Source organism: Chryseobacterium sp. FW101-FHT12H09, assembly GCF_058790395.1.
Genome location: NZ_JBYTCP010000003.1, coordinates 511,726 through 530,800 on the forward strand (window position 1 = coordinate 511,726; position 19,075 = coordinate 530,800).

A 19,075-nucleotide genomic window follows, 5' to 3' on the forward strand; every position below is an offset into this window, starting at 1 on the left:
AGCCCTTTTTTCATTTTTTAACATCACTCAGGTATCTACTTTTGAATAAAATTAAAAGAAATGATATCTAAAAAACTATTGATAGTAGGTGTATTTGTCGCTTTACTATTTACAATTTCTGCATTTGTGCAAAAAGATAAGACTAACGAAAACTTTAAAAACATTCCGATTGGAAATAATGGTGGTTTTGCAGTCTTAGAATTATTTACTTCTGAAGGATGCTCAAGCTGCCCTCCTGCAGATGCTTTAATGGGACAGATTAAGGAAAGCAGCAAAGATCAGCCTGTGTACATCTTGGCCTATCATGTTGATTATTGGAACCGTCTTGGTTGGAAGGATCGGTTCAGTACTCCAGAAAACTCTGAACGTCAGCAACAATACAGCAGGCTACTAGGTTCTCAGGTTTATACTCCACAACTTGTTATCAATGGCAGACAGCAGTTTGTAGGATCAGATAGAGCAGCCGTTGAAAACTCTATTGTTAAAGCCTTAAGTAGTACTGGTGGCAGTATAATAGATCTGAAAGCTCAATCTGATTCTAAAGCAATCAGTGTTGCCTATAAAGTCTCAGAAAGCAATACTCAAAACAAACTACTGATCACATTGGTAGAGAAGAAATCTTCTACTAACGTAGCAAGAGGAGAAAATGAAGGCCGACATTTAGAACACTGGCAGATCGTTCATCAACAAAATCAAATTTCTTTAAAAAGCAGTTCTGAAGGCAGTTCCAGCTTCCCGTTACCTAAGGATTTTAATATCAACAATTGGGAGATCATAGGATTTATTCAAAATGCAAGAACAGGACAGATTTCGGGAGCTTCAAAAGCTATATTTCAATAAATCTTCAGGAAAGGACTAGACAATAAACAATAATAATTTAAAACAATAAAAAAATGAAAACAAAAACAACAAAAATCATCTATTGGTCAGGAGCAATTTTTATGTCATTATGGTTTGGAACAAGTGGTATATTTGAACTCATTAAAAGTCCGTTTGTATGGGATATTACTTTACAACTTGGCTATCCCCCGCATTTTATTTATATACTGGGAGTCTTCAAAGTTTTAGGAGTTATCGTACTTTTAGTTCCCAATAAGCTATTAAGATTAAAAGAATGGGTATTCGCCGGAATGTTTTTCGATATTACCTTCGCTTTCTTTTCTAAAATTGCAGTTATTGGATTTCCATCTACCATCGATGCTATTATAGCGTTTACCCTTCTGTCTATAACGTATTTTATGTTTAGAAAAATTTACAGTTCTGAACTGGTTCTTAATGAGGTTAAATTTAATTAAATATGAAAGATTCTTATTAAAATAAATCCTCTCAGTATTGAGAGGATTTATTGTTGAAACTATATTGTAGGAAATTTTATCTTTTCTTTTGTCTTGAAACAAAAGAAACAAAAGTTCAAGACTGGAATTTTCGACTAAAATAAACTTTGTTCTCTGAAAATTCTAAACTCGTACGGATATAAAGTGTATTTATTATCAAATTTATGTCCCGTACTCAAACAATAGAATTTTCTTAACGTTCACAAAATTTATTTTTTTTGACGCCTCAACTTTCTAGGTCGTAACGGAAAAATCTTCGATTTTTTTTAAAGAACTGATGTGCCCTTTTTTTATACAGCATGAATTAACCTTAAAAAACTTAAGTGTTTAAAAACTTTTGTGACTTTTGTGGTTTAAATCGTTTCTTTTGTCTTAGCTTATAAATGATTCCGGGATCCATTCAAATACATGATCCTTCTTTTTAGTAAAACCTAGACCTGGCCAAGGTAAATGATAGGCAAAAGCTCTGGATCTGGTTTCAGCTAAGTATTCAAGGACTTTTTTACGTGATGCTATAGCAATATCCAGATCAGTATCTCCAAAATATCCCCAGTCAGGATGTGGAAACAGAATAACATCAGAGTGCATAAGATCTGCTATATACAATAGCTTCTCATTTCCTGAGGTTATAGTCACCAAAGTAAGTCCTGGCGTATGTCCTGGAGCTAGTTGAAAGTTAAAATTCTCATATAATGTTTTGTCAAGTTCATAAAATTTCAATTTTGGCTTTATTGTTCTCAGAATATTCTGAATACCGGGAATAACCTGATTAAGAAAATCAGGCTGATTCTTTAATGCACTGTTATTAAAATCTTTGAGTGTCGCCTGCATCCAAAAATCGTGTTCAATTTTTGAAATAAACATTTGAGCATTTGGGAAAACCAATTTGTTTTGTTTATCTACTACTCCACCGATATGATCGGGATGAGCATGAGAAAGAAATATATCTGTAATATCTGAAGCTGAAAAGCCCGCTTTTTTAAGACTTTTCAATAAAAATCCGGTTCTGGCATCAGCAAAAATCCCCATTCCGGTATCCATTAGGATCAGCTTATTCTTTGTTTTAACCAGTAAGACATTCATTGCCATATCGATAGAATTATCAGAACGAAAATTATCTTTAAGAATCATTTTCATTTCTGATACATTTCCGCGGGGAGCAAAAGAATTAAGATTCTCTTCGTGAATAAATCCGTCCGAAAGAATGTACAGATCGAAATCACCCAACTTTATTTTTTTAACACCCGAAAGGTCATCCTCTGTGAATACCGTTTTCCTTTCACCTGCTAAAGAGCTTGAAAAAGGAATGACACTGAAAGCCCCGGCTAAAATTCCATTTTTTAAAAGTTCTCTTCTATTCATAATTAAATTTGTGATTTGGTAATAAAAAAACATGGATTCCCAAATAATCAGGAATCCATATTTACCTATGTTTTAGTTGTTAACCAACTTCATTGAGCCTTCACTATATCTTTCTCCTACATTAGGATATTTCTTTAAGATCATATCGATAGTATCCAAGTCGGATGTAGAAAGTTCAACATTAATTGCTGCGATATTTTCTTCGAGATATTTAATTCGTTTAGTTCCTGGAATAGGAATAATATCATCGCCTTGATTAAGGACCCAAGCCAAAGCAAGCTGAGTTCCTTTTATTCCTTTTGAAGCAGCCAGATCATTAAATTCCTTAACCAGCTTTCTGTTATTTTCAAGACTTTCTTCCTGATAGCGAGGTAATGATTTTCTGAAATCGTCGTCACCAAAATTCTCAACTTCATTAATGTTTGCAAAAAGTCCTCTTGCTAAGGGAGAATAGGGAACTAAAGAAATTCCAAGCTCTCTGATCGTGGGTAAAATCTCTTTTTCAACATCTTTGGTAAGAATAGAATATTCTGACTGCAAAGCTGTAATGGGATGAATATTATTTGCTTTTTTAATGGATTCTGCAGAAGCTTCTGATAAACCAATATATTTTACTTTTCCCGCTTTTACAAGATCAGCCATTGCTCCTACGGTTTCTTCAACTGGAATATTTGGATCAACTCTATGCGCATAATACAGATCTATAGTATCAATTTTCAAACGTTGCAGACTTAAATCTACTGCTTGTCTGATCCATTCTGGAGAACCATCAAAATAGGTTCCTGGAGCTCCACTATGACTCGCCTTACCATCTTTAAATCTAAATCCGAATTTTGTAGCGATAAAGATTTTATCCCGGTTCGGAACTAAAACTTTGGAAATTAGCTTTTCATTTTCTCCATTGGCATACATATCTGCAGTATCCCAAAAGTTCACCCCCAGATCCAGGGCTTTATGCAATGTATTGATACTTTCCTGTTCATCTGCCGGGCCATATGCAAAGCTCATTCCCATACATCCTAAACCAATTGCTGATAGTTGTTCGTCTGTGTTTCCTAATTTTCTAAATTTCATGATTGCTTGTGATTTTAAATTACAGGAACAAAATTATAACAACGTAGATTAATTTTTCATATAGAATTCAAACTAAGAATTATAAAATTCAAACAAGGTCAGTTCTTAAGGCATTGGGTGTACTTCCGGTTTGTTTTTTAAAATAATTGGTAAAATAAGCAGGTTCTTCAAAGCCAAGTCCATAAGCAATTTCAGAAATATTCCAATCTGTATGTTTTAAAAGAGCATTGGCTTCCTGAATAATTCTTGCTGTGATCTGCTGGGTTGTCGTCTTTCCGGTCATCTCTTTCACAGAACGGTTTAGAGAATTTACATGAACTGAAAGGCTTTCGGCGTAATCATTCGGTGATTTCAGTTTTAAATAGGATTCAGGGCTGTCGATAGGAAACTGCCGCTCCAACAATTCCATGAACAACGAGGCTACTCTTTGTGAAGCATTCTGATGGTGCTCAAAATTCTCAGCAGGATTCATCTTCATGGTTTCATGAATTAAAAGATGAAGGTAATTACGGAGCATATCATATTTATGGATATAATCGGACTCAATTTCAGTCATCATTTTATCAAATATATCAGAAACTTTTTTTTGCTGCTCTTCATTAACAAAGAAAACCGGTGTTCCTCCTATTTTGAAAAGCGGTGAGTCCTGAAGATTTCCCAAACGGGTTCCATTTTGCATGAACTGATCTGTGAACAGACAGAACCATCCTTTCTGATTATCGTCATCCGCTTCCCATGAATATGGAATAACAGGGTTAGAAAACAGCAATGCTGGTTTATCTACACGGATCCACTTATCTGCATAATGAAGTTTACCCTTTCCAATAATCAGCGAAACTTTATAAAAATCTCTTCTGCTGTATGGGGTAACCAATGCACAGTTATCGCGGGAGAAAACATTAAAATGTCCTAAACCCGTATTCGAAAGACAGGAAGGGAAAACTCTTACCTGCGTACGATGGTAAAATTCTTGTAATGATTCTGATGATTCCATAAAGCAAAGTTATAAAATTCAAACAAAATCAAAATATTTTATTTTATACAGTCTGGGGAATAAAAAATGACTGATCTTACGAACAGCCATCAAGAAAAATTTGAATATATAGTGAAATGTGATTCATTATGGTGTTCATGTCATTTCAATTAAAATGCCAAAGCGGGGAAATCCTTTATTTATCTTTGTTAAAGGCATGTAAGCAATTGAAAACGTAGGAAATAAATTTGGGTAGGATTTGAAGTTGTGACGTGCAGAGTTCGAGGTTATGACATTATAGTTAGATAATTACTACCTTCAAACTCACTGCTCTAAAACCTATTTAGCTTAATTTAAAAGAATATAAATTAGACTTAGCTTATTAAAAATTAGCCTGTTGTATTATTTTAATTTGTAATTTTAAAGAAGAGATCTGATCTTAAGTTCTCAAAATCATTTTTAATTCAACCTAATCTCAATACTTATGGAAAATGTAAAATTTGAAATATCTCCATATCAAGATGAATTGCAGATATTAATTGATGAGAAGAAGGCTGGCTATATGTCCATAGCGATTGATGGCAGACAATTAATTGTATACTACACCAAACTTAACGAAGATCTTGAGGGGCAGGGATATGCCAAAATGCTTCTAGATGAACTCGTACGATATGCTGAGGAAAAAGACTTGTTAATAGATCCTGAATGTGATTTTGTAAGACAGCAATTTGAAAATCATCCGAAAAGGTATAAAGATATCTGGCACGCCTGAAGTTAATCTTCCCACCATGCTTTGAATTGGTTATCGGATCGATTTAAGTCTACTCTCTCTCCAATCATAGGAGTAAGGATATGTAAATTTTTCTCTTTACCGGAGTTTGCTATTTTTTTTAGCGGTTCATTCCATGGATGAAGCGCCAAAGCAAATTTTGAAGAATGAACAGGAATAATATATTTAGCATTAATATCTATACTCGCCTGTATCGTATCTTCAGGAAGCGTATGGATATATCTCCAGGCTGCATTGTATTGTCCGTTCTCCATAATAGCATAATCAAAAGGACCATATTTTTCACCGATCATCTTAAAGTGGGTATCATAACCACTATCACCCCCTAAGAACATCTTTTTTGTTGGTGTTTCCAATACATAAGAAGTCCACAAGGTTCCATTTCTTTTTATTTTTCTTCCTGAAAAATGTCTTGCCGGTGTAAAAGTTATTTTAATATTATTTTTTAGATTAGAAATACCACCCCATTCTTCTTCAATCAGCTGTTCTTCTTTGTAGCCCCACTTTTCAAAATGTGCTCCAACACCTAATGGCAAGATAACCTTTGCAACTCTATCTCTTATCTTTTTAACCGTAGGATAATCCAAATGATCAAAATGATCATGAGTAATAACAAGGTAATCAAGATTGGGAACATCTTCGGGTTTAAAGATATCAGACCCGGCAAAAGCTTTATTAAAAAACTTAAATGGCGATCCGTATGTGCTTAAAACCGGATCAATTAAAAATGAAACACCATCTGTTTGGATAAAATATGATGAATGTCCCAACCAAACAAAAACATTCTGATCTTTTGGAATTGTTTTTAAATCGGTATGTATAGCAGGTATATTCTTTAAAGGTTTTAAAAGTGGGTCTTTTTTTGCCAGAAAAAAATCATAAAGAACACCAGGCATGCTATACCCTTCTGCAATTGATGGTGTATGGCTAAGGTTCTGAAACTGCTCATCTCTGTAATGCTCAGATTTCCTCATTCTTTCCAGTCTTTTCCCTTTAGGTTCAGCGCCAAAAACGTCCTGATTGATTATTAAAAAATATGCCATCACTAATAAAATGGCTATCGCAATAATTAAATACATCATTTGATAAAAAAATAAGCATCAAATGTATTAACTTTTGTGATTAAATGATATAGCTAACAAGCAAATAACCTATTTATTTAACGTAACATTATAGGTCATACTTAAAAAATTATCATTATTTTAATATTTGAATAATTATAAACACTTAAATTTGTTGGTTTTAAACACAAAGGCTTTGAAAATTTCATTAATTCTACTCGGACTCATTTTCCTGTGGTCCTGCTCTTCTGTCACAAATAGTGAGCAACAGGAACGACTTGTCATTCCTCCTGATCAGCTAAAAAAAGATATTGATTATGCTTATGGCAAATTAAAGGAAATGCATCCTCAACTTTATCGGTATACCACAAGAAAAGATCTTGACCGAAGAATTGACAGCCTTAAACAAACCATTGACACCCCTCTAACACCTGTTCAGTTTTATTTTAAACTACAACCTGTAATTACAACAATAAGAGAAGGACATCTTTCACTAACGATTCCTTTTGATAAATTAAAAAAGGATTTCCATGGGAAGAAATTATTTAATTATTTTAAATACTATATCAAGGGAGACCACATGTATATAGTGGAAAATAAGGATTCTATTCATCACATTAAACCTGGCACTGAAATATTAAGTATTAATGATGTTCCCATAACATCCTATATCAACAGATATAAAAAACTGATTAGCAGCGATGGGCAAAATACTACTTTTACACCCTATTATCTAAAAGATACTTTTTTTTACTTTTTCAGTATGGAAAATGGCTTTTTGGATCAGGTAAAACTTGAAACTTTATATAGTAATAAGAAACAAACCTATATTCTGGAAAGAGAAAAGCAAAATGAGGTGGAGCGAGAAAAATCCAGAAGTCAGACTACCGATAATAAAGGAGGCCTCCATTGTTCCACAAACAGAAATTTTCAATTTTTAGATCATGATAATTCTATTGCTTATATAAGCATAAAGAAATTTTCAGATAATAATTCCGATAAATTCTATAAAGAAACTTTTGAAAGAATTAAAGAAGCAAAGTCATCTTATCTTATACTGGATATCAGAAATAATTATGGCGGTTCCTTACAGGAGATCAACAATCTTTACTCCTATTTGGTTTCTGAACCTTTTACGCTGATAAAACCTTCAAGATTAAATTCTGGCTTTACCCCACTAAAAACCAATTATTTCAAAAAGAGCACACCTCTGGAGTATGCATTGAAAGGAATAACCTACCCAACCTATTTTTTTCTTAAAACCCTTCATACATATAAAGGAAAAGATGGTAAATTTTATTATAAAATAAAAGCTGATAAAGTTACCCAACCGAATAAAAATGCCTTTAATGGGAAAATCTATGTATTGATTAATGGTGGAAGTTATTCGGCTTCTTCTATTATCAGTTCTAAATTAAAGTTTGATAAAAAGGCCACACTTGTTGGTGAAGAAACCGGTGGTGCAAATGACGGAACTGTTGCAGGATTTTACTCTTATCAAATACTTCCAAATTCTAAACTGACCCTACCTATCGGTTTATTGTTGGTGAACCCAAATATCACACTTACCAACTCTCTAAGAGGAGTAATACCAGATATACCAATTAGTGAAACCTTACAGGATATTATTAATAAAAATGATGTTCAGTTAAACTGGATAAAGGATGAGATAGTAAAAGAAAGGGAAAACCGCGTAAAGTAAGTTGACAATGAAAAGTACATTTTTTTCAGTCCAAAAATCAGATTCAGAATATTATAAAAATATTTTTAGCGATTCTTGTTATCATATCTTCTTATTTGAGGGCATTGGAAAGATTGTGATAGATTTCACAGAATATGATTTTAATGGGAAGATTGTTCTTTTCTCTTCACCTTTTCAAAATATTCAGATCTTAAGTGATCATTCTATTGGTGTTGAAACCCTTAGTTTTCATAGTGATTTTTATTGTATAGAATTTCATAAAAAAGAAGTTGCGTGCAACGGTTTATTATTTAATAACATTTATCTCTTTCCTTATATTGGGTTAAACAAAGAGGTTTTTGATGAGATTTCAGAATACTTTTTAAAAATTAAAAAAATTGATCTTCATGAAGATTTCTCAGAATCCATTTTACAATCCTATCTTCAGCTCATTCTTGCCATCTGCAGTAAGGAGAAAAATAAGATGCTTTCCGACAAGGATTTAGTTAATGATGATTTCAAAGAGTTAAAATCTTTTCAGAATTTGGTGGAAAAGCATTTTATTGCTGAGAAAACCTTATCATTCTATGCAGATCTACTGAATATCACACCTAATACCTTAAGTAAAAAGATTAAATCACGCTTTAATAAAACACCTTCACAAATTATCCAGGAAAGAGTTATTCTGGAATCTAAAAAGCAGATTCACCTAACCCGTAAATCATTTAAAGAAATTGCGTTAGAACTTAATTTCAGCGACGAATTTTATTTCAGTAAATATTTTAAAAAACATACAGGTGTTTCACCTACTCATTTCCGCAAAGAAGCAGGTATTTCGATTGTTGCAGATTTGTACAAATAAAGTCCATAATCTTCCATTCCCTTGAGTATCCATTCGTTCTAATTTTGTCAAAAAAAATAGTATGGTTGAATTCTTAGCCCACTCACAGAAAAACTTTATTCATATTTTAAGAATAAGTGTGTTCATCGTCATGGCGTGGATTGGAGGATTAAAAGCTTTTCATTATGAAGCTGAAGGAATAATCCCATTTGTTGCCAACTCTCCTTTTATGAGTTTCTTTCTTAATAAGAAAGTTTCGGACACTGATAATTATAAGCTTCATAAAAGCAAAGAAGGAGAGGTCATTCCTGATCATATAAAATGGCATGAAGTAAATGGCACTTATACTTTTTCTTATGTATTAGGAAGTCTTATTCTTGGTATTGGAATTTTAGTTGTATTGGGAGTATTCTTTCCTAAGATCGGATTATTATCAGGAATTTTAACTGCTGGAATGTCTATTATTACTCTTTCTTTTCTTATCACAACACCAGAAGTCTGGGTTCCTGATTTGGGTGGTCCAGATCATGGTTTCCCTTATCTCTCAGGAGCAGGCAGACTGGTTATAAAAGATATTATTATGTTTGCAGCTGGTTTAGTGATAGCATCAGATTCGGCAAAAAGTCTCTTAAAGCAGTCTAGTAAATTGACTATATAAGATTTTCGGCGGGCATTCTGCCCGCCGAAAATTTCACTTCTGAAACTCTAATAAAAGCTCTTCTATTTTCATAATATATTTACCATAGAATTTCTGAAACCACCATTTTCCAAGGAGATATAAAAAGAATAATCCAAATACGACAGAACCTATCAGAATGCTCGCTATTTTAAGATCACTTAAGGGTTGAGGCCGAGGGATAAATTCTAATACAATAATGATCTCACAAACAAGAAAAGGAACGAAACTCAGATAAAATGAGAGGTAATATTGTTTATTCAGATTGAACTGATGAAGTAAATCTTTTAAACCATCATAAGTCTTCATCACAGGATCGCCCATTTCCTTATATAACTTAAAGAATTTATTAAAAAAAACAAAGGTAACCAGAGCCATGGAAGCCAATAGTATAGTAAGATAAAATTTAAATTTAAATGGTGCTCCGCATAGCCAAACTATCACAAAACCAAAAACAAAAATTCCAATTGTGGAGAGAAACTCATGCCTCATATTTTTACGCATCCTTTCCAGAGGAAGATTAATTTTATTTTTATTTTCAATTGTGATTTCCGGTGTTTTCTCAAAAACATCATCATTCCACGTATTTTTTAGTTCATCTATATTCATTGTTATTGATTTAAAAAATTAGTATTTATTTGAGTTTAAGATATCTTTCAACTTATTTTTAGCGCGATTCATTTTTACTCTCACATTTCCTTCAGAGATTCCCATTTGCTCAGCAATTTCACGTCCGGGGAAGTCTTCCAGATAATAGAATATAAAAGCTTTATCTATTGGGTTTAACTGATGAATAGCCTGATACATTGCAGATAATTTCTCTTCTTTTTCATCATCATACTCATCTTGTACGATCTTGTAATTTGAAAAATCCTCATTAGCGATAAAACTTCTTTTCTTTTCAGATTTTAAAAATACGATCGCCGTATTCAAAGCTATTCTGTATAACCATGTAGAAAACTCACTTTGTCCTTTGAAACTTGGATATGCTCTCCAAACCTGATAGGTAATCTCCTGAAAAAGATCATCGCGGTCATCCTTATTATCCATGTACATTTTAGAAATCTTGAAAATGATTCCCTTATGTTTTTCAATTTTTTCTAAAAATTCTTGTTCTAATGCACTCATGGTTTTTAGCTCTATAGAGTTAGTGACACTTTAGTAAAAATGTTACAAGTATTTATGAAAATAATAAAAATACATCCACGCATTTAAAAAAGTTCAATATAAATTTCGTTTTTACCATTTGGTAAATAGAATGGTTTACAGTTACAAGAAATTTGTACCCATAAAAATAAGTAGTAATGATACCAACAACAAATTCTTTAGATGGAAAACATGTAATACTAATGGGTGGCAGTGCAGGAATAGGTCTTGCAACAGCAAAAGCAGCGGCCGAAAAAGGAGCTATAATTACTATTGTCGCTTCTAATCAACATCGTATTGATTCAGCATTAGCCCAGTTACCTCAAAATGCAACAGGTCAATCCGTTGACTTGAGTAAAGAAGAAAATATCCAGAATTTCTTCACGAATCAAACTTCCTTTGATCATCTTGTATATACTGCAGGTGAGAATCTTCAATTAACGAATATTGAAGAAACCTCACTTTCAGAAGCACAAAAATTCTTTACAATTCGGTATTGGTGTGCTTTGGCAGCTGTAAAATATGGCTCATCAAAAATAAATGCCGGAGGTTCAATCGTTTTAACAAGCGGAATTGCGGGTAACCGCCCTGGAAAGGGTTGGGGAATTGCAGCCAGCATTACCTCAGCTATGGAAGGTTTTACCAGAGCTATGGCAGTTGAACTAGCTCCAATAAGGGTTAATGTTGTATCTCCGGGTATTGTAAAAACAGACTTATGGGGAGCTATTCCGAAAGAAGCCCGTGAGGAGATGTATCAACAATATGCAGACAGTTTATTGGTGAAAAAAGTCGCAATTCCTGAGGACATTGCTCTTGCTTATATTTATCTGATGGAGCAAAGTTTTGGAACAGGAAATACGATTGTTGCAGATGGTGGTGGGGTTTTAGTTTGAACTGGCGCTCCGATTGCGAAATTCAAGTTCTGAAATTTGAGAGTAAATTATAGAAAAACCGTACTAAGTTTAGATTTAGTACGGTTTTTATTTTGAATTTATTACTAATCTTTAGAAGATATAATCTGTACTTAAGAAATTGGAGTCATGGTCTCTTACGATTGTGTTCAACAATTCTTTATTGGATTCCGTAAGTTTGGCTGCTACTAAAGATCTTATGGAAAAAGAACGAAGGGCATCAAATACGGAAAGCGTTCCTTCAGCACTATCCTTTCTTCCTGTAAATGGGAAAACATCCGGACCACGCTGTGCCTGACAATTGATATTGACACGGCTTACAAGATTAACAAAAGGATCGATGAGTTTTGATACTTCATGTGGATCCTGACTGAAAATACTTACCTGCATTCCATGAGATGCATTCACTTGATAGTCGATAGGCTCGTCGATACTGTCAAAGGGAACAACTGGAATTACAGGACCAAACTGCTCCTCATGATACAGTTTCATTTCACTGGTAACAGGATACACAACTGCTGGAAAAACAAAAGAAGCTTCATTATAGCCACCATTCTCATTTAAAACTTTAGCACCATGAGCAATTGCATCATCAATACATTCTTTCAGATAAGGCGGTTTATTAACTTCTGGAAGAGGTGTTATTTTCACGTCTTTTTCCCAAGGTAATCCTGGTTTTAAGGCAGATACTGCTTTGTTCAGCTTCTCAGTAAATTCAGCTGCTACTTCTCTTTGTACAAATAACAGTTTTAGTGCTGTACATCGTTGTCCATTAAAGGAAAGTGCTCCTAAAATACATTCGCTTACTGCTACATCAAGATCTGCATTCTTAGTGATGATCGCTGCATTTTTTGCATCTAAACTTAAAATAGCCCGTAACCTGTTTACTTTTGGATGCAGCTTTTTCAATCCATTAGCTACCTTACTGGATCCGATAAAGGCCAGTACATTTACTTTTCCACTTTCCATGATCGGTGTAATAATTTCCGAACCTTTACCATAAAGTGTATTTACAGTTCCTTTTGGAAAAGCTTCTTTAAAAGCGTTTAGTAAAGGATAATGAGCCAAAACACCATGTTTAGGAAGTTTAAATAAAATTGTATTTCCCATAATTAAAGCCGGGATCAACGTCGTAAATATCTCGTTTAATGGATAATTAAATGGCCCCATGCTTAAAACAACTCCCAGTGGAGCTCTGCGAATCTGAGCAATCGTTCCTTCGGCCTGTTGAAAACGTGAAGATTCACGATCCAGATCTTTTAGTGCATCAATGGTCTGGTTGATATAATCTACCGTACGATCAAATTCTTTTGTGGAATCCGCCAATGTTTTTCCAATTTCCCACATTAGCAGTTTAATGACCAGGTCACGTTGCTGGATCATTAAGTACACAAATTTTTGCATACATTTTATACGCCCTTCCACCGACATTGTCGGCCACTCACCCAGTCCGTTATCATACGCTTTTACCGAGGCTTCAAGAACTTCCATTGCATCTGCCGGACTGATGTTTGGAATACTTCCCAACAGCTTTCTTTCAAGCCCGTTTTCTGTACGTATACATACCGGTGAGTAGATATTCATGACCTCCCCTTTCCATTCTACCAATTCACCATTAAGAAGATAGGTCCGCTGGTGAATTTCCTGAATTTTAAATTCTTCAGGTATTTCGTTTTCGCTTTTAAAAATCTCGTGAAGGGATGAGTTATGTACTGAATCCATATTTTTTATCTTTTTAATAATTAAGTGTCGACTTTTGATAGAATAAAGGTAGACGTTACAATTGATTATAAAAATAGGTGATTAATAGATTCGGTCTATTTAAAGACTGTTTGAATTAAAATTAATATTTGAATCTAAAAAAAGAATAATTTTGTTAAAAATAAAATTCAATGTTTTCAAAATTAATTTTCAGCGCATTATTATTTTTCTCTGTATCTCATTTCGCTCAAAATACTAAAGCGGAAAATACGATTATGATGGGAGGAAAACCAGTACATACTTACTCGAAATTACCGGCCGTAGATAAAGCGGCTCCGAAATTTACGCTTGCAGATGTTGCTATGAAAGATCAAACACTAGATTCTTACAAAGGAAAATTCTTAATTCTTAATATTTTTCCAAGTGTAGATACAGGTGTCTGCTCAGCTTCTGTCCGTCATTTCAATGAAGATGCGGCCAATCTTCCAAACACAGTGGTTCTTTGTATTTCTAAAGATTTACCTTTCGCACAGAAAAGATTTTGTGGTGCTGAAGGCATAAAAAATGTAGTGATGCTTTCAGACTTCCGTTCTGACTTTGGGAAAACCTATGGTGTAGAAATTACAGATTCCATGATGAAAGGTCTTTTGAGCAGAGCTGTTGTTGTGATCGACCCTTCGGGAAAAATTGTTTATGAAGAGCAGGTTGCAGACATTTCACATGAACCTAATTATGAAGCAGCGATTAAAGCCATAAAAAATTAAGCTTCTATTCTTAGAATAGTTTAAAAAAAGCTCCAGCGATTTTCAATCGCTGGAGCTTTTTATTCATATCTAATCTCCATCACATCCTATTCCATTAAATTCTTTGCTGGAATAATGCAGGAATAATAAGGCTAAAGCATCATCTACAGAATCATCCATTTCAATACTAAAAAAAGGATTTTTAAACCATTTTTTATGCGTTTGGATATCTATCAGCAATTTTTTATGTTCGAACAGTTGCATTCCTTTACCAAATTTAAAGTGACAAACCTTCGTATTATCGCCTGTTTTCACAATCCTGTCTTTACCAAAATCTGTGTAGTAGATCACTTTTCTACCGTCTGAAAGTTCTATGTCATTCCATAGAAAACCTACATTTTTGATATCATATCGTTTGGAGTCACACATAATGTATTTCTTCCAGGGGATAATTTTATTCACCTCCACAATTTTTCCTATTTCTGAATTACTTTCTGAAAACAGGGTTAATTGTCTCTTTTCGAATTTTGCAATATATCTTTTCAAAGGCTTATTTTAAAATTAAACGGTCTTTTGTGAAAAGTTTATAAAGCTAAAATCTCCATGATAGACAAGGCTCAATTGGCCTTTCTGATTACGAGTTACATCACTCCGCCATTGACAGCTAGGTTTCGGTGCCGAAATTTTCATTATTCTATTGTTTTGTATAAAAATAAAAAAACTTTGCAACAAGCAAAGCTTTTTATTGAATATTTTTTACAAAATTATAATAAATTATCATCAACCATATTAGGAAGCGTTACTTTTAAGTTTGGCTCTACTTCCATAGCTCTCTTTATAGCGAAGATTGCTCCTTCATTTCTTGCCCAGCTTCTTCTTGAAATACCATTATTAACATCCCAGAAGAGCATAGATTTCAATCTTCTGTCAGCCTCATCACTCCCATCCAACAACATTCCGAAACCACCATTGATCACTTCTCCCCAACCAACTCCACCACCATTGTGAATAGAAACCCAGGTTGCACCACGGAAACTGTCACCAATTACATTATGAATTGCCATATCAGCTGTAAATCTTGATCCGTCATAAATATTCGAGGTTTCTCTGTAAGGAGAATCTGTTCCCGATACATCATGATGATCTCTTCCCAATACTACAGGTCCGATTTCACCACTTTTAATAGCTTTGTTGAATGCTTCTGCAATTTTCATTCTTCCCTCTACATCGGCGTAAAGAATTCTAGCCTGAGAGCCAACAACCAGTTTATTTTCCTGAGCTCCTTTGATCCATTGAATATTATCTTTCATCTGCTGCTGAATTTCTTCCGGAGAACCTTGCTGTATCTCTTCCAGAATCTGGCAGGCAATAGTATCTGTCTTATGTAAATCTTCAGGCTTTCCACTTGTACATACCCAACGGAATGGTCCAAAACCATAATCAAAACACATAGGCCCCATAATATCCTGGACATAACTTGGGAATTTAAACTCCCTCCCCAAAGTAGGATTTTCCGCCATTACATCTGCCCCCGCTCTGGAAGCTTCTAATAAAAAGGCATTTCCATAATCGAAGAAATAAGTTCCTTTTTCAGTATGTTTATTAATAGCTGCAGTATGTCTCCTTAAAGTTTCCTGAACTTTTTCTTTGAATAATTCAGGATTCTCAGCCATCATAGTATTAGATTCTTCGAAACTTTGTCCGACAGGGTAATAACCTCCGGCCCAAGGATTGTGAAGTGAAGTCTGGTCTGAACCGATATCGATTCTTAAATTTTCCTGATCAAATTTCTCCCAGACTTCAACGATATTTCCTAAATAAGCTAAAGAAACAGTTTCCTTATCTTCCTGAGCTTTTCTTACTCTGGCTACCAATTCATCAAGATTTTCATGAATTTCGTTCACCCATTTTTGATCGTGACGGATTTTCGTGATCTTAGGATTAACCTCAGCACATACGGTAATGCAACCGGCAATATTCCCTGCTTTTGGTTGCGCTCCACTCATTCCTCCCAATCCAGAAGTCACGAATAAACCACCCTGAGTTTCTTTTTTAATTTTTCTGAAAGCATTCAGTACCGTAATCGTTGTTCCATGAACAATACCTTGTGGTCCGATATACATATAGCTTCCGGCAGTCATTTGTCCATATTGAGAAACCCCCAATGCATTGAACTTTTCCCAATCGTCAGGTTTTGAATAATTAGGAATAACCATTCCATTGGTTACCACGACCCTTGGTGCATCTTTGTGAGAAGGAAATAATCCCATTGGATGCCCTGAGTACATGGTCAAAGTCTGCTCATCTGTCATCTCAGACAAATATTTCATCGTCAAAAGATACTGTGCCCAGTTTTGGAAAACAGCTCCATTTCCACCATATGTAATTAATTCATGAGGATGCTGCGCCACGGCATAATCCAGATTATTTTGAATCATGAGCATAATAGATTTTGCCTGCTCAGATCTTCCAGGATACTCTGATATTGAGCGAGCTTTCATTTCATAATCCGGGCGAAAACGATACATATAGATTCTACCGTATTTTTCAAGCTCTTCTTTAAATTCTGGTATTAACTCTGCATGAAACTTCGGTTCGAAATAACGTAAAGCATTCTTCAAGGCAAGTTTTTTCTCTTCTTCACCTAGAATTTCTTTACGTTTTGGTGCATGATTAATATTAGTTTCGTATGGTTTGGGTTGCGGCAACTGGTTAGGAATACCTTGTTGTATTTGTTCTTGGAAAGTCATATTTATATTAAAGTTCTTCGTTTAAAATTCAAAGTTTTAAAGATATTCAAATTAGAAAATATAATGCAAAGAAAACATAAAAAATTCCCCTCTTTTACTGGTATGGATCTCAAAATTAATTAGATTTCAGAGACTGGTACAGATCCAAAATGCAGAATAATAAAACTTTCTAATTCTCCCATTACAACAGTAAGGTTATTTTTGATGGCTAAGTCCGTAATTCTAAAAACTTTTAATCCTAATGATTCTAAAAATTCTTGTCTTATACTATCATAACCTTGTTTTGAATCTTCAATTTCTACAACCAGGCCTAAATTATTCACATAAAAATCTACAATATAATTTCCAATGATTTTTTGTTTATCAAAGTCAATTTTATGAAATGATCTGGCACGAACCAGCATCCAGAAAAGCACTTCACTTAACATCCCTGTTTTGCGCTTATTTTTTAGGAGAACTTTCAGTTTTGGATTATAGGGTAAATTATCAACGAAATTTATCTGAATAGGGATTTCATTGATATGTGTAAGAATTTGATTCATGTTATGTTTTTATATGGATGTCACAGCTTCTCGTTCACTTGACAGGTATTTCAAAAGACAAGAATTTTCCATCTTCTAAGTTAAGAATTAAAAACCCAGGATTGAGCAAATAAAAAACCTTACTCAATTGAGTAAGGTTGGTTTTATGTAAGTACATCATCATTTTCTTCTTCATGATCATCATCATTATCACTGGTACTCCAATAATTATTCTCTTCATCTTCTGAGCCGATTTCCTCCATATCATCATCTTCATCTGCACCGGGAACATCAAGATCCATATCATAATCTTCCGCATTTTCATCGATTATTGGATTTCCATCCCCATCCAACGGAATATGTTTTTCTTTATTAAAAAAGTCTTCATTAGGATTATAATCCATTTCTCTTAACTTTCTATTTTGCTCGTTGATGTTGTCTTCTGGTATCATACTATTAGTATTTAAAGTTATATGTTATAGAACAAAAATAATTCCAAGTTTCATTTAATTATGGTAAACTTCAGGATTCACACAATGAATCATCTTCTCCCCTTTTGAAAATGCAATGATATTTTCCGCGGCAACTTTTGCCATTCCGTTTCTGGCCTCAATTGTTGCTGAACCAATGTGTGGAAGTATACAAACATTAGATAATCCTAATATAGGGTCATCTTTTAGAATTGGTTCCGGATTGGTAACATCTAAACCAGCCCCCCAGATTTTCCTTGAAACTAATGCTTCATATAAATCTGTTTGATTATGAAAACCACCTCTGGCTGTATTAATGAAGATAGCGTTAGGTTTCATCCTCTCAAAAACCAGGTTATTAAAAAGATCTTTCTGCTCAGGTACAAAATTAGCATGAATGCTTAAAACATCGGCTTGTTCAACCAGCTCATCAAAAGAAACGTATTTTGCATTCAATTCTTTCTCAGCTTCTTCATTATGACTTCTATTATGATAAATGATATTCATATCGAAAGCTTTCAGAGACTTCTTTGCCATTTCAAAACCTATTCGTCCCAATCCGAAAATACCTAAAGTTTTCCCGTACAATTCCTGACCTAAAGCATGCAAAGGATCAAAATCACCCCAATTTCCTTCTTTTACTTTCTGAAAATTATAGCTGGCTCTTCTTGCTACCGATTGCATCAATAAAAAAGCAACATCGGAAGTCGCCTTACTTAATACATCTGGTGTATTTCCAATAGGTATATTTCTATGATTAGCTTCCTTTATATTTATATGATCAAAACCTACAGAATATAGAGCAATTGCTTTTACATTTGGACATTGTTCAAAAAAATCTTTATCAAATGAATGATTTCCTACATTTAAAATAGCATCTGTATCTTTACAATAGCTAAGCCACTCTTCATGAGATAAGTTATCATTTTCAGGTATAGTTATTTCTAATCCTGCATCTTCAAGCATTTTTATTCCAATTTCCGGAATTCTTTTATTAATGAATACTTTCATAGTTTAATATTTATACATTTTTTAAATAAA

The 19,075-nt window shown here is 34.0% G+C and carries 20 protein-coding genes; 8 read left to right on the forward strand and 12 right to left on the reverse strand.

Features of this window, described 5'->3' with window-relative positions:
* Window positions 1-60: 60 nt before the first annotated feature.
* Together AC3WRL_RS13080 and AC3WRL_RS13085 are read left to right on the forward strand one after the other, a co-directional pair.
* The gene (locus AC3WRL_RS13080) at window positions 61-840 is read left to right on the forward strand and encodes a DUF1223 domain-containing protein (RefSeq protein ID WP_261512589.1); all 780 of its coding nucleotides are present in this window, start codon (window positions 61-63) and stop codon (window positions 838-840) included.
* Between the two features lie 53 nt (window positions 841-893).
* Window positions 894-1,295, forward strand: coding sequence for a DoxX family protein (locus AC3WRL_RS13085; protein WP_492330461.1), 402 nt, complete (start codon window positions 894-896; stop codon window positions 1,293-1,295).
* A 411-nt stretch (window positions 1,296-1,706) separates the two neighbouring features.
* Here AC3WRL_RS13085 and AC3WRL_RS13090 read toward each other — a convergent pair whose 3' ends face one another.
* The 3 genes from AC3WRL_RS13090 to AC3WRL_RS13100 form a co-directional block, all read right to left on the reverse strand.
* Window positions 1,707-2,696, reverse strand: a complete 990-nt coding sequence (locus tag AC3WRL_RS13090) for an MBL fold metallo-hydrolase (RefSeq protein WP_492330462.1) — start codon at window positions 2,694-2,696, stop codon at window positions 1,707-1,709.
* 72 nt (window positions 2,697-2,768) lie between these two features.
* A complete protein-coding gene (locus AC3WRL_RS13095; RefSeq protein WP_214831499.1) occupies window positions 2,769-3,770 on the reverse strand; it encodes an aldo/keto reductase in 1,002 nt (333 codons plus the stop codon).
* A gap of 88 nt (window positions 3,771-3,858) precedes the next feature.
* Window positions 3,859-4,764, reverse strand: a complete 906-nt coding sequence (locus AC3WRL_RS13100; protein WP_214831500.1) for a helix-turn-helix domain-containing protein — start codon at window positions 4,762-4,764, stop codon at window positions 3,859-3,861.
* A 505-nt stretch (window positions 4,765-5,269) separates the two neighbouring features.
* Between AC3WRL_RS13100 and AC3WRL_RS13105 the strand changes: the two genes are divergently transcribed.
* On the forward strand, window positions 5,270-5,515 hold the full coding sequence (locus AC3WRL_RS13105) for a GNAT family N-acetyltransferase (RefSeq protein WP_492330463.1): 246 nt from the start codon (window positions 5,270-5,272) through the stop codon (window positions 5,513-5,515).
* 2 nt (window positions 5,516-5,517) lie between these two features.
* Here the strand turns inward: AC3WRL_RS13105 and AC3WRL_RS13110 are convergent, their stop codons facing one another.
* Entirely contained in the window at window positions 5,518-6,615 is a 1,098-nt protein-coding gene (locus AC3WRL_RS13110; protein WP_214831502.1) for an MBL fold metallo-hydrolase, read from the reverse strand.
* Between the two features lie 175 nt (window positions 6,616-6,790).
* Between AC3WRL_RS13110 and AC3WRL_RS13115 the strand changes: the two genes are divergently transcribed.
* From AC3WRL_RS13115 to AC3WRL_RS13125, 3 genes are all read left to right on the forward strand, one after another.
* The gene (locus AC3WRL_RS13115) at window positions 6,791-8,296 is read left to right on the forward strand and encodes a S41 family peptidase (protein ID WP_214831503.1); all 1,506 of its coding nucleotides are present in this window, start codon (window positions 6,791-6,793) and stop codon (window positions 8,294-8,296) included.
* Window positions 8,297-8,303: 7 nt separating this feature from the next.
* Window positions 8,304-9,137, forward strand: a complete 834-nt coding sequence (locus AC3WRL_RS13120; RefSeq protein ID WP_214831504.1) for a helix-turn-helix domain-containing protein — start codon at window positions 8,304-8,306, stop codon at window positions 9,135-9,137.
* 61 nt (window positions 9,138-9,198) lie between these two features.
* A complete protein-coding gene (locus AC3WRL_RS13125; protein WP_492330464.1) occupies window positions 9,199-9,774 on the forward strand; it encodes a DUF417 family protein in 576 nt (191 codons plus the stop codon).
* Between the two features lie 33 nt (window positions 9,775-9,807).
* Here AC3WRL_RS13125 and AC3WRL_RS13130 read toward each other — a convergent pair whose 3' ends face one another.
* Entirely contained in the window at window positions 9,808-10,401 is a 594-nt protein-coding gene (locus AC3WRL_RS13130; RefSeq protein ID WP_492330465.1) for a hypothetical protein, read from the reverse strand.
* 18 nt (window positions 10,402-10,419) lie between these two features.
* Window positions 10,420-10,920, reverse strand: coding sequence for an RNA polymerase sigma factor (locus AC3WRL_RS13135; RefSeq protein WP_214831507.1), 501 nt, complete (start codon window positions 10,918-10,920; stop codon window positions 10,420-10,422).
* Window positions 10,921-11,096: 176 nt separating this feature from the next.
* On the opposite strand from AC3WRL_RS13135, the gene AC3WRL_RS13140 reads away from it, so the two are divergent.
* Window positions 11,097-11,831, forward strand: a complete 735-nt coding sequence (locus AC3WRL_RS13140) for an SDR family oxidoreductase (RefSeq protein WP_492330466.1) — start codon at window positions 11,097-11,099, stop codon at window positions 11,829-11,831.
* 111 nt (window positions 11,832-11,942) lie between these two features.
* On the opposite strand, the gene AC3WRL_RS13145 is transcribed toward AC3WRL_RS13140, so the two are convergent.
* Window positions 11,943-13,571: an NADP-dependent glyceraldehyde-3-phosphate dehydrogenase gene (locus tag AC3WRL_RS13145; RefSeq protein WP_261512596.1), complete on the reverse strand. Its 1,629-nt coding sequence runs from the start codon at window positions 13,569-13,571 to the stop codon at window positions 11,943-11,945.
* A 170-nt stretch (window positions 13,572-13,741) separates the two neighbouring features.
* Between AC3WRL_RS13145 and tpx the strand changes: the two genes are divergently transcribed.
* Window positions 13,742-14,314, forward strand: coding sequence for a thiol peroxidase (tpx, locus tag AC3WRL_RS13150; protein WP_214831510.1), 573 nt, complete (start codon window positions 13,742-13,744; stop codon window positions 14,312-14,314).
* 69 nt (window positions 14,315-14,383) lie between these two features.
* On the opposite strand, the gene AC3WRL_RS13155 is transcribed toward tpx, so the two are convergent.
* The 5 genes from AC3WRL_RS13155 to AC3WRL_RS13175 all read right to left on the reverse strand — a co-directional run bounded on the left by AC3WRL_RS13155 (window position 14,384) and on the right by AC3WRL_RS13175 (window position 19,045).
* Window positions 14,384-14,839, reverse strand: coding sequence for a hypothetical protein (locus tag AC3WRL_RS13155; RefSeq protein WP_214831511.1), 456 nt, complete (start codon window positions 14,837-14,839; stop codon window positions 14,384-14,386).
* A gap of 218 nt (window positions 14,840-15,057) precedes the next feature.
* Complete coding sequence (gene hutU, locus AC3WRL_RS13160; protein ID WP_492330467.1) at window positions 15,058-17,043, reverse strand: urocanate hydratase; 1,986 nt, start codon at window positions 17,041-17,043, stop codon at window positions 15,058-15,060.
* Window positions 17,044-17,162: 119 nt separating this feature from the next.
* Window positions 17,163-17,585 (reverse strand): endonuclease domain-containing protein, encoded by a 423-nt coding sequence (locus AC3WRL_RS13165; protein WP_492330468.1) that lies wholly within the window; start codon window positions 17,583-17,585, stop codon window positions 17,163-17,165.
* Between the two features lie 143 nt (window positions 17,586-17,728).
* Entirely contained in the window at window positions 17,729-18,016 is a 288-nt protein-coding gene (locus AC3WRL_RS13170) for a hypothetical protein (RefSeq protein ID WP_214831514.1), read from the reverse strand.
* Window positions 18,017-18,070: 54 nt separating this feature from the next.
* On the reverse strand, window positions 18,071-19,045 hold the full coding sequence (locus tag AC3WRL_RS13175; protein WP_492330469.1) for a 2-hydroxyacid dehydrogenase: 975 nt from the start codon (window positions 19,043-19,045) through the stop codon (window positions 18,071-18,073).
* Between the last annotated feature and the right edge of the window lie 30 nt (window positions 19,046-19,075).

What these genes read in the sequence shown, in the direction of transcription:
- AC3WRL_RS13080 (WP_261512589.1), top strand. Translation starts at nt 61, where the DNA reads ATGATATCTAAAAAACTATTGATAGTAGGTGTATTTGTCGCTTTACTA.
- AC3WRL_RS13085 (WP_492330461.1), top strand. Translation starts at nt 894, where the DNA reads ATGAAAACAAAAACAACAAAAATCATCTATTGGTCAGGAGCAATTTTT.
- AC3WRL_RS13090 (WP_492330462.1), bottom strand. Translation starts at nt 2,696, where the DNA reads ATGAATAGAAGAGAACTTTTAAAAAATGGAATTTTAGCCGGGGCTTTC.
- AC3WRL_RS13095 (WP_214831499.1), bottom strand. Translation starts at nt 3,770, where the DNA reads ATGAAATTTAGAAAATTAGGAAACACAGACGAACAACTATCAGCAATT.
- AC3WRL_RS13100 (WP_214831500.1), bottom strand. Translation starts at nt 4,764, where the DNA reads ATGGAATCATCAGAATCATTACAAGAATTTTACCATCGTACGCAGGTA.
- AC3WRL_RS13110 (WP_214831502.1), bottom strand. Translation starts at nt 6,615, where the DNA reads ATGATGTATTTAATTATTGCGATAGCCATTTTATTAGTGATGGCATAT.
- AC3WRL_RS13120 (WP_214831504.1), top strand. Translation starts at nt 8,304, where the DNA reads ATGAAAAGTACATTTTTTTCAGTCCAAAAATCAGATTCAGAATATTAT.
- AC3WRL_RS13125 (WP_492330464.1), top strand. Translation starts at nt 9,199, where the DNA reads ATGGTTGAATTCTTAGCCCACTCACAGAAAAACTTTATTCATATTTTA.
- AC3WRL_RS13130 (WP_492330465.1), bottom strand. Translation starts at nt 10,401, where the DNA reads ATGAATATAGATGAACTAAAAAATACGTGGAATGATGATGTTTTTGAG.
- AC3WRL_RS13135 (WP_214831507.1), bottom strand. Translation starts at nt 10,920, where the DNA reads ATGAGTGCATTAGAACAAGAATTTTTAGAAAAAATTGAAAAACATAAG.
- AC3WRL_RS13140 (WP_492330466.1), top strand. Translation starts at nt 11,097, where the DNA reads ATGATACCAACAACAAATTCTTTAGATGGAAAACATGTAATACTAATG.
- AC3WRL_RS13145 (WP_261512596.1), bottom strand. Translation starts at nt 13,571, where the DNA reads ATGGATTCAGTACATAACTCATCCCTTCACGAGATTTTTAAAAGCGAA.
- tpx (WP_214831510.1), top strand. Translation starts at nt 13,742, where the DNA reads ATGTTTTCAAAATTAATTTTCAGCGCATTATTATTTTTCTCTGTATCT.
- hutU (WP_492330467.1), bottom strand. Translation starts at nt 17,043, where the DNA reads ATGACTTTCCAAGAACAAATACAACAAGGTATTCCTAACCAGTTGCCG.
- AC3WRL_RS13165 (WP_492330468.1), bottom strand. Translation starts at nt 17,585, where the DNA reads ATGAATCAAATTCTTACACATATCAATGAAATCCCTATTCAGATAAAT.
- AC3WRL_RS13170 (WP_214831514.1), bottom strand. Translation starts at nt 18,016, where the DNA reads ATGATACCAGAAGACAACATCAACGAGCAAAATAGAAAGTTAAGAGAA.
- AC3WRL_RS13175 (WP_492330469.1), bottom strand. Translation starts at nt 19,045, where the DNA reads ATGAAAGTATTCATTAATAAAAGAATTCCGGAAATTGGAATAAAAATG.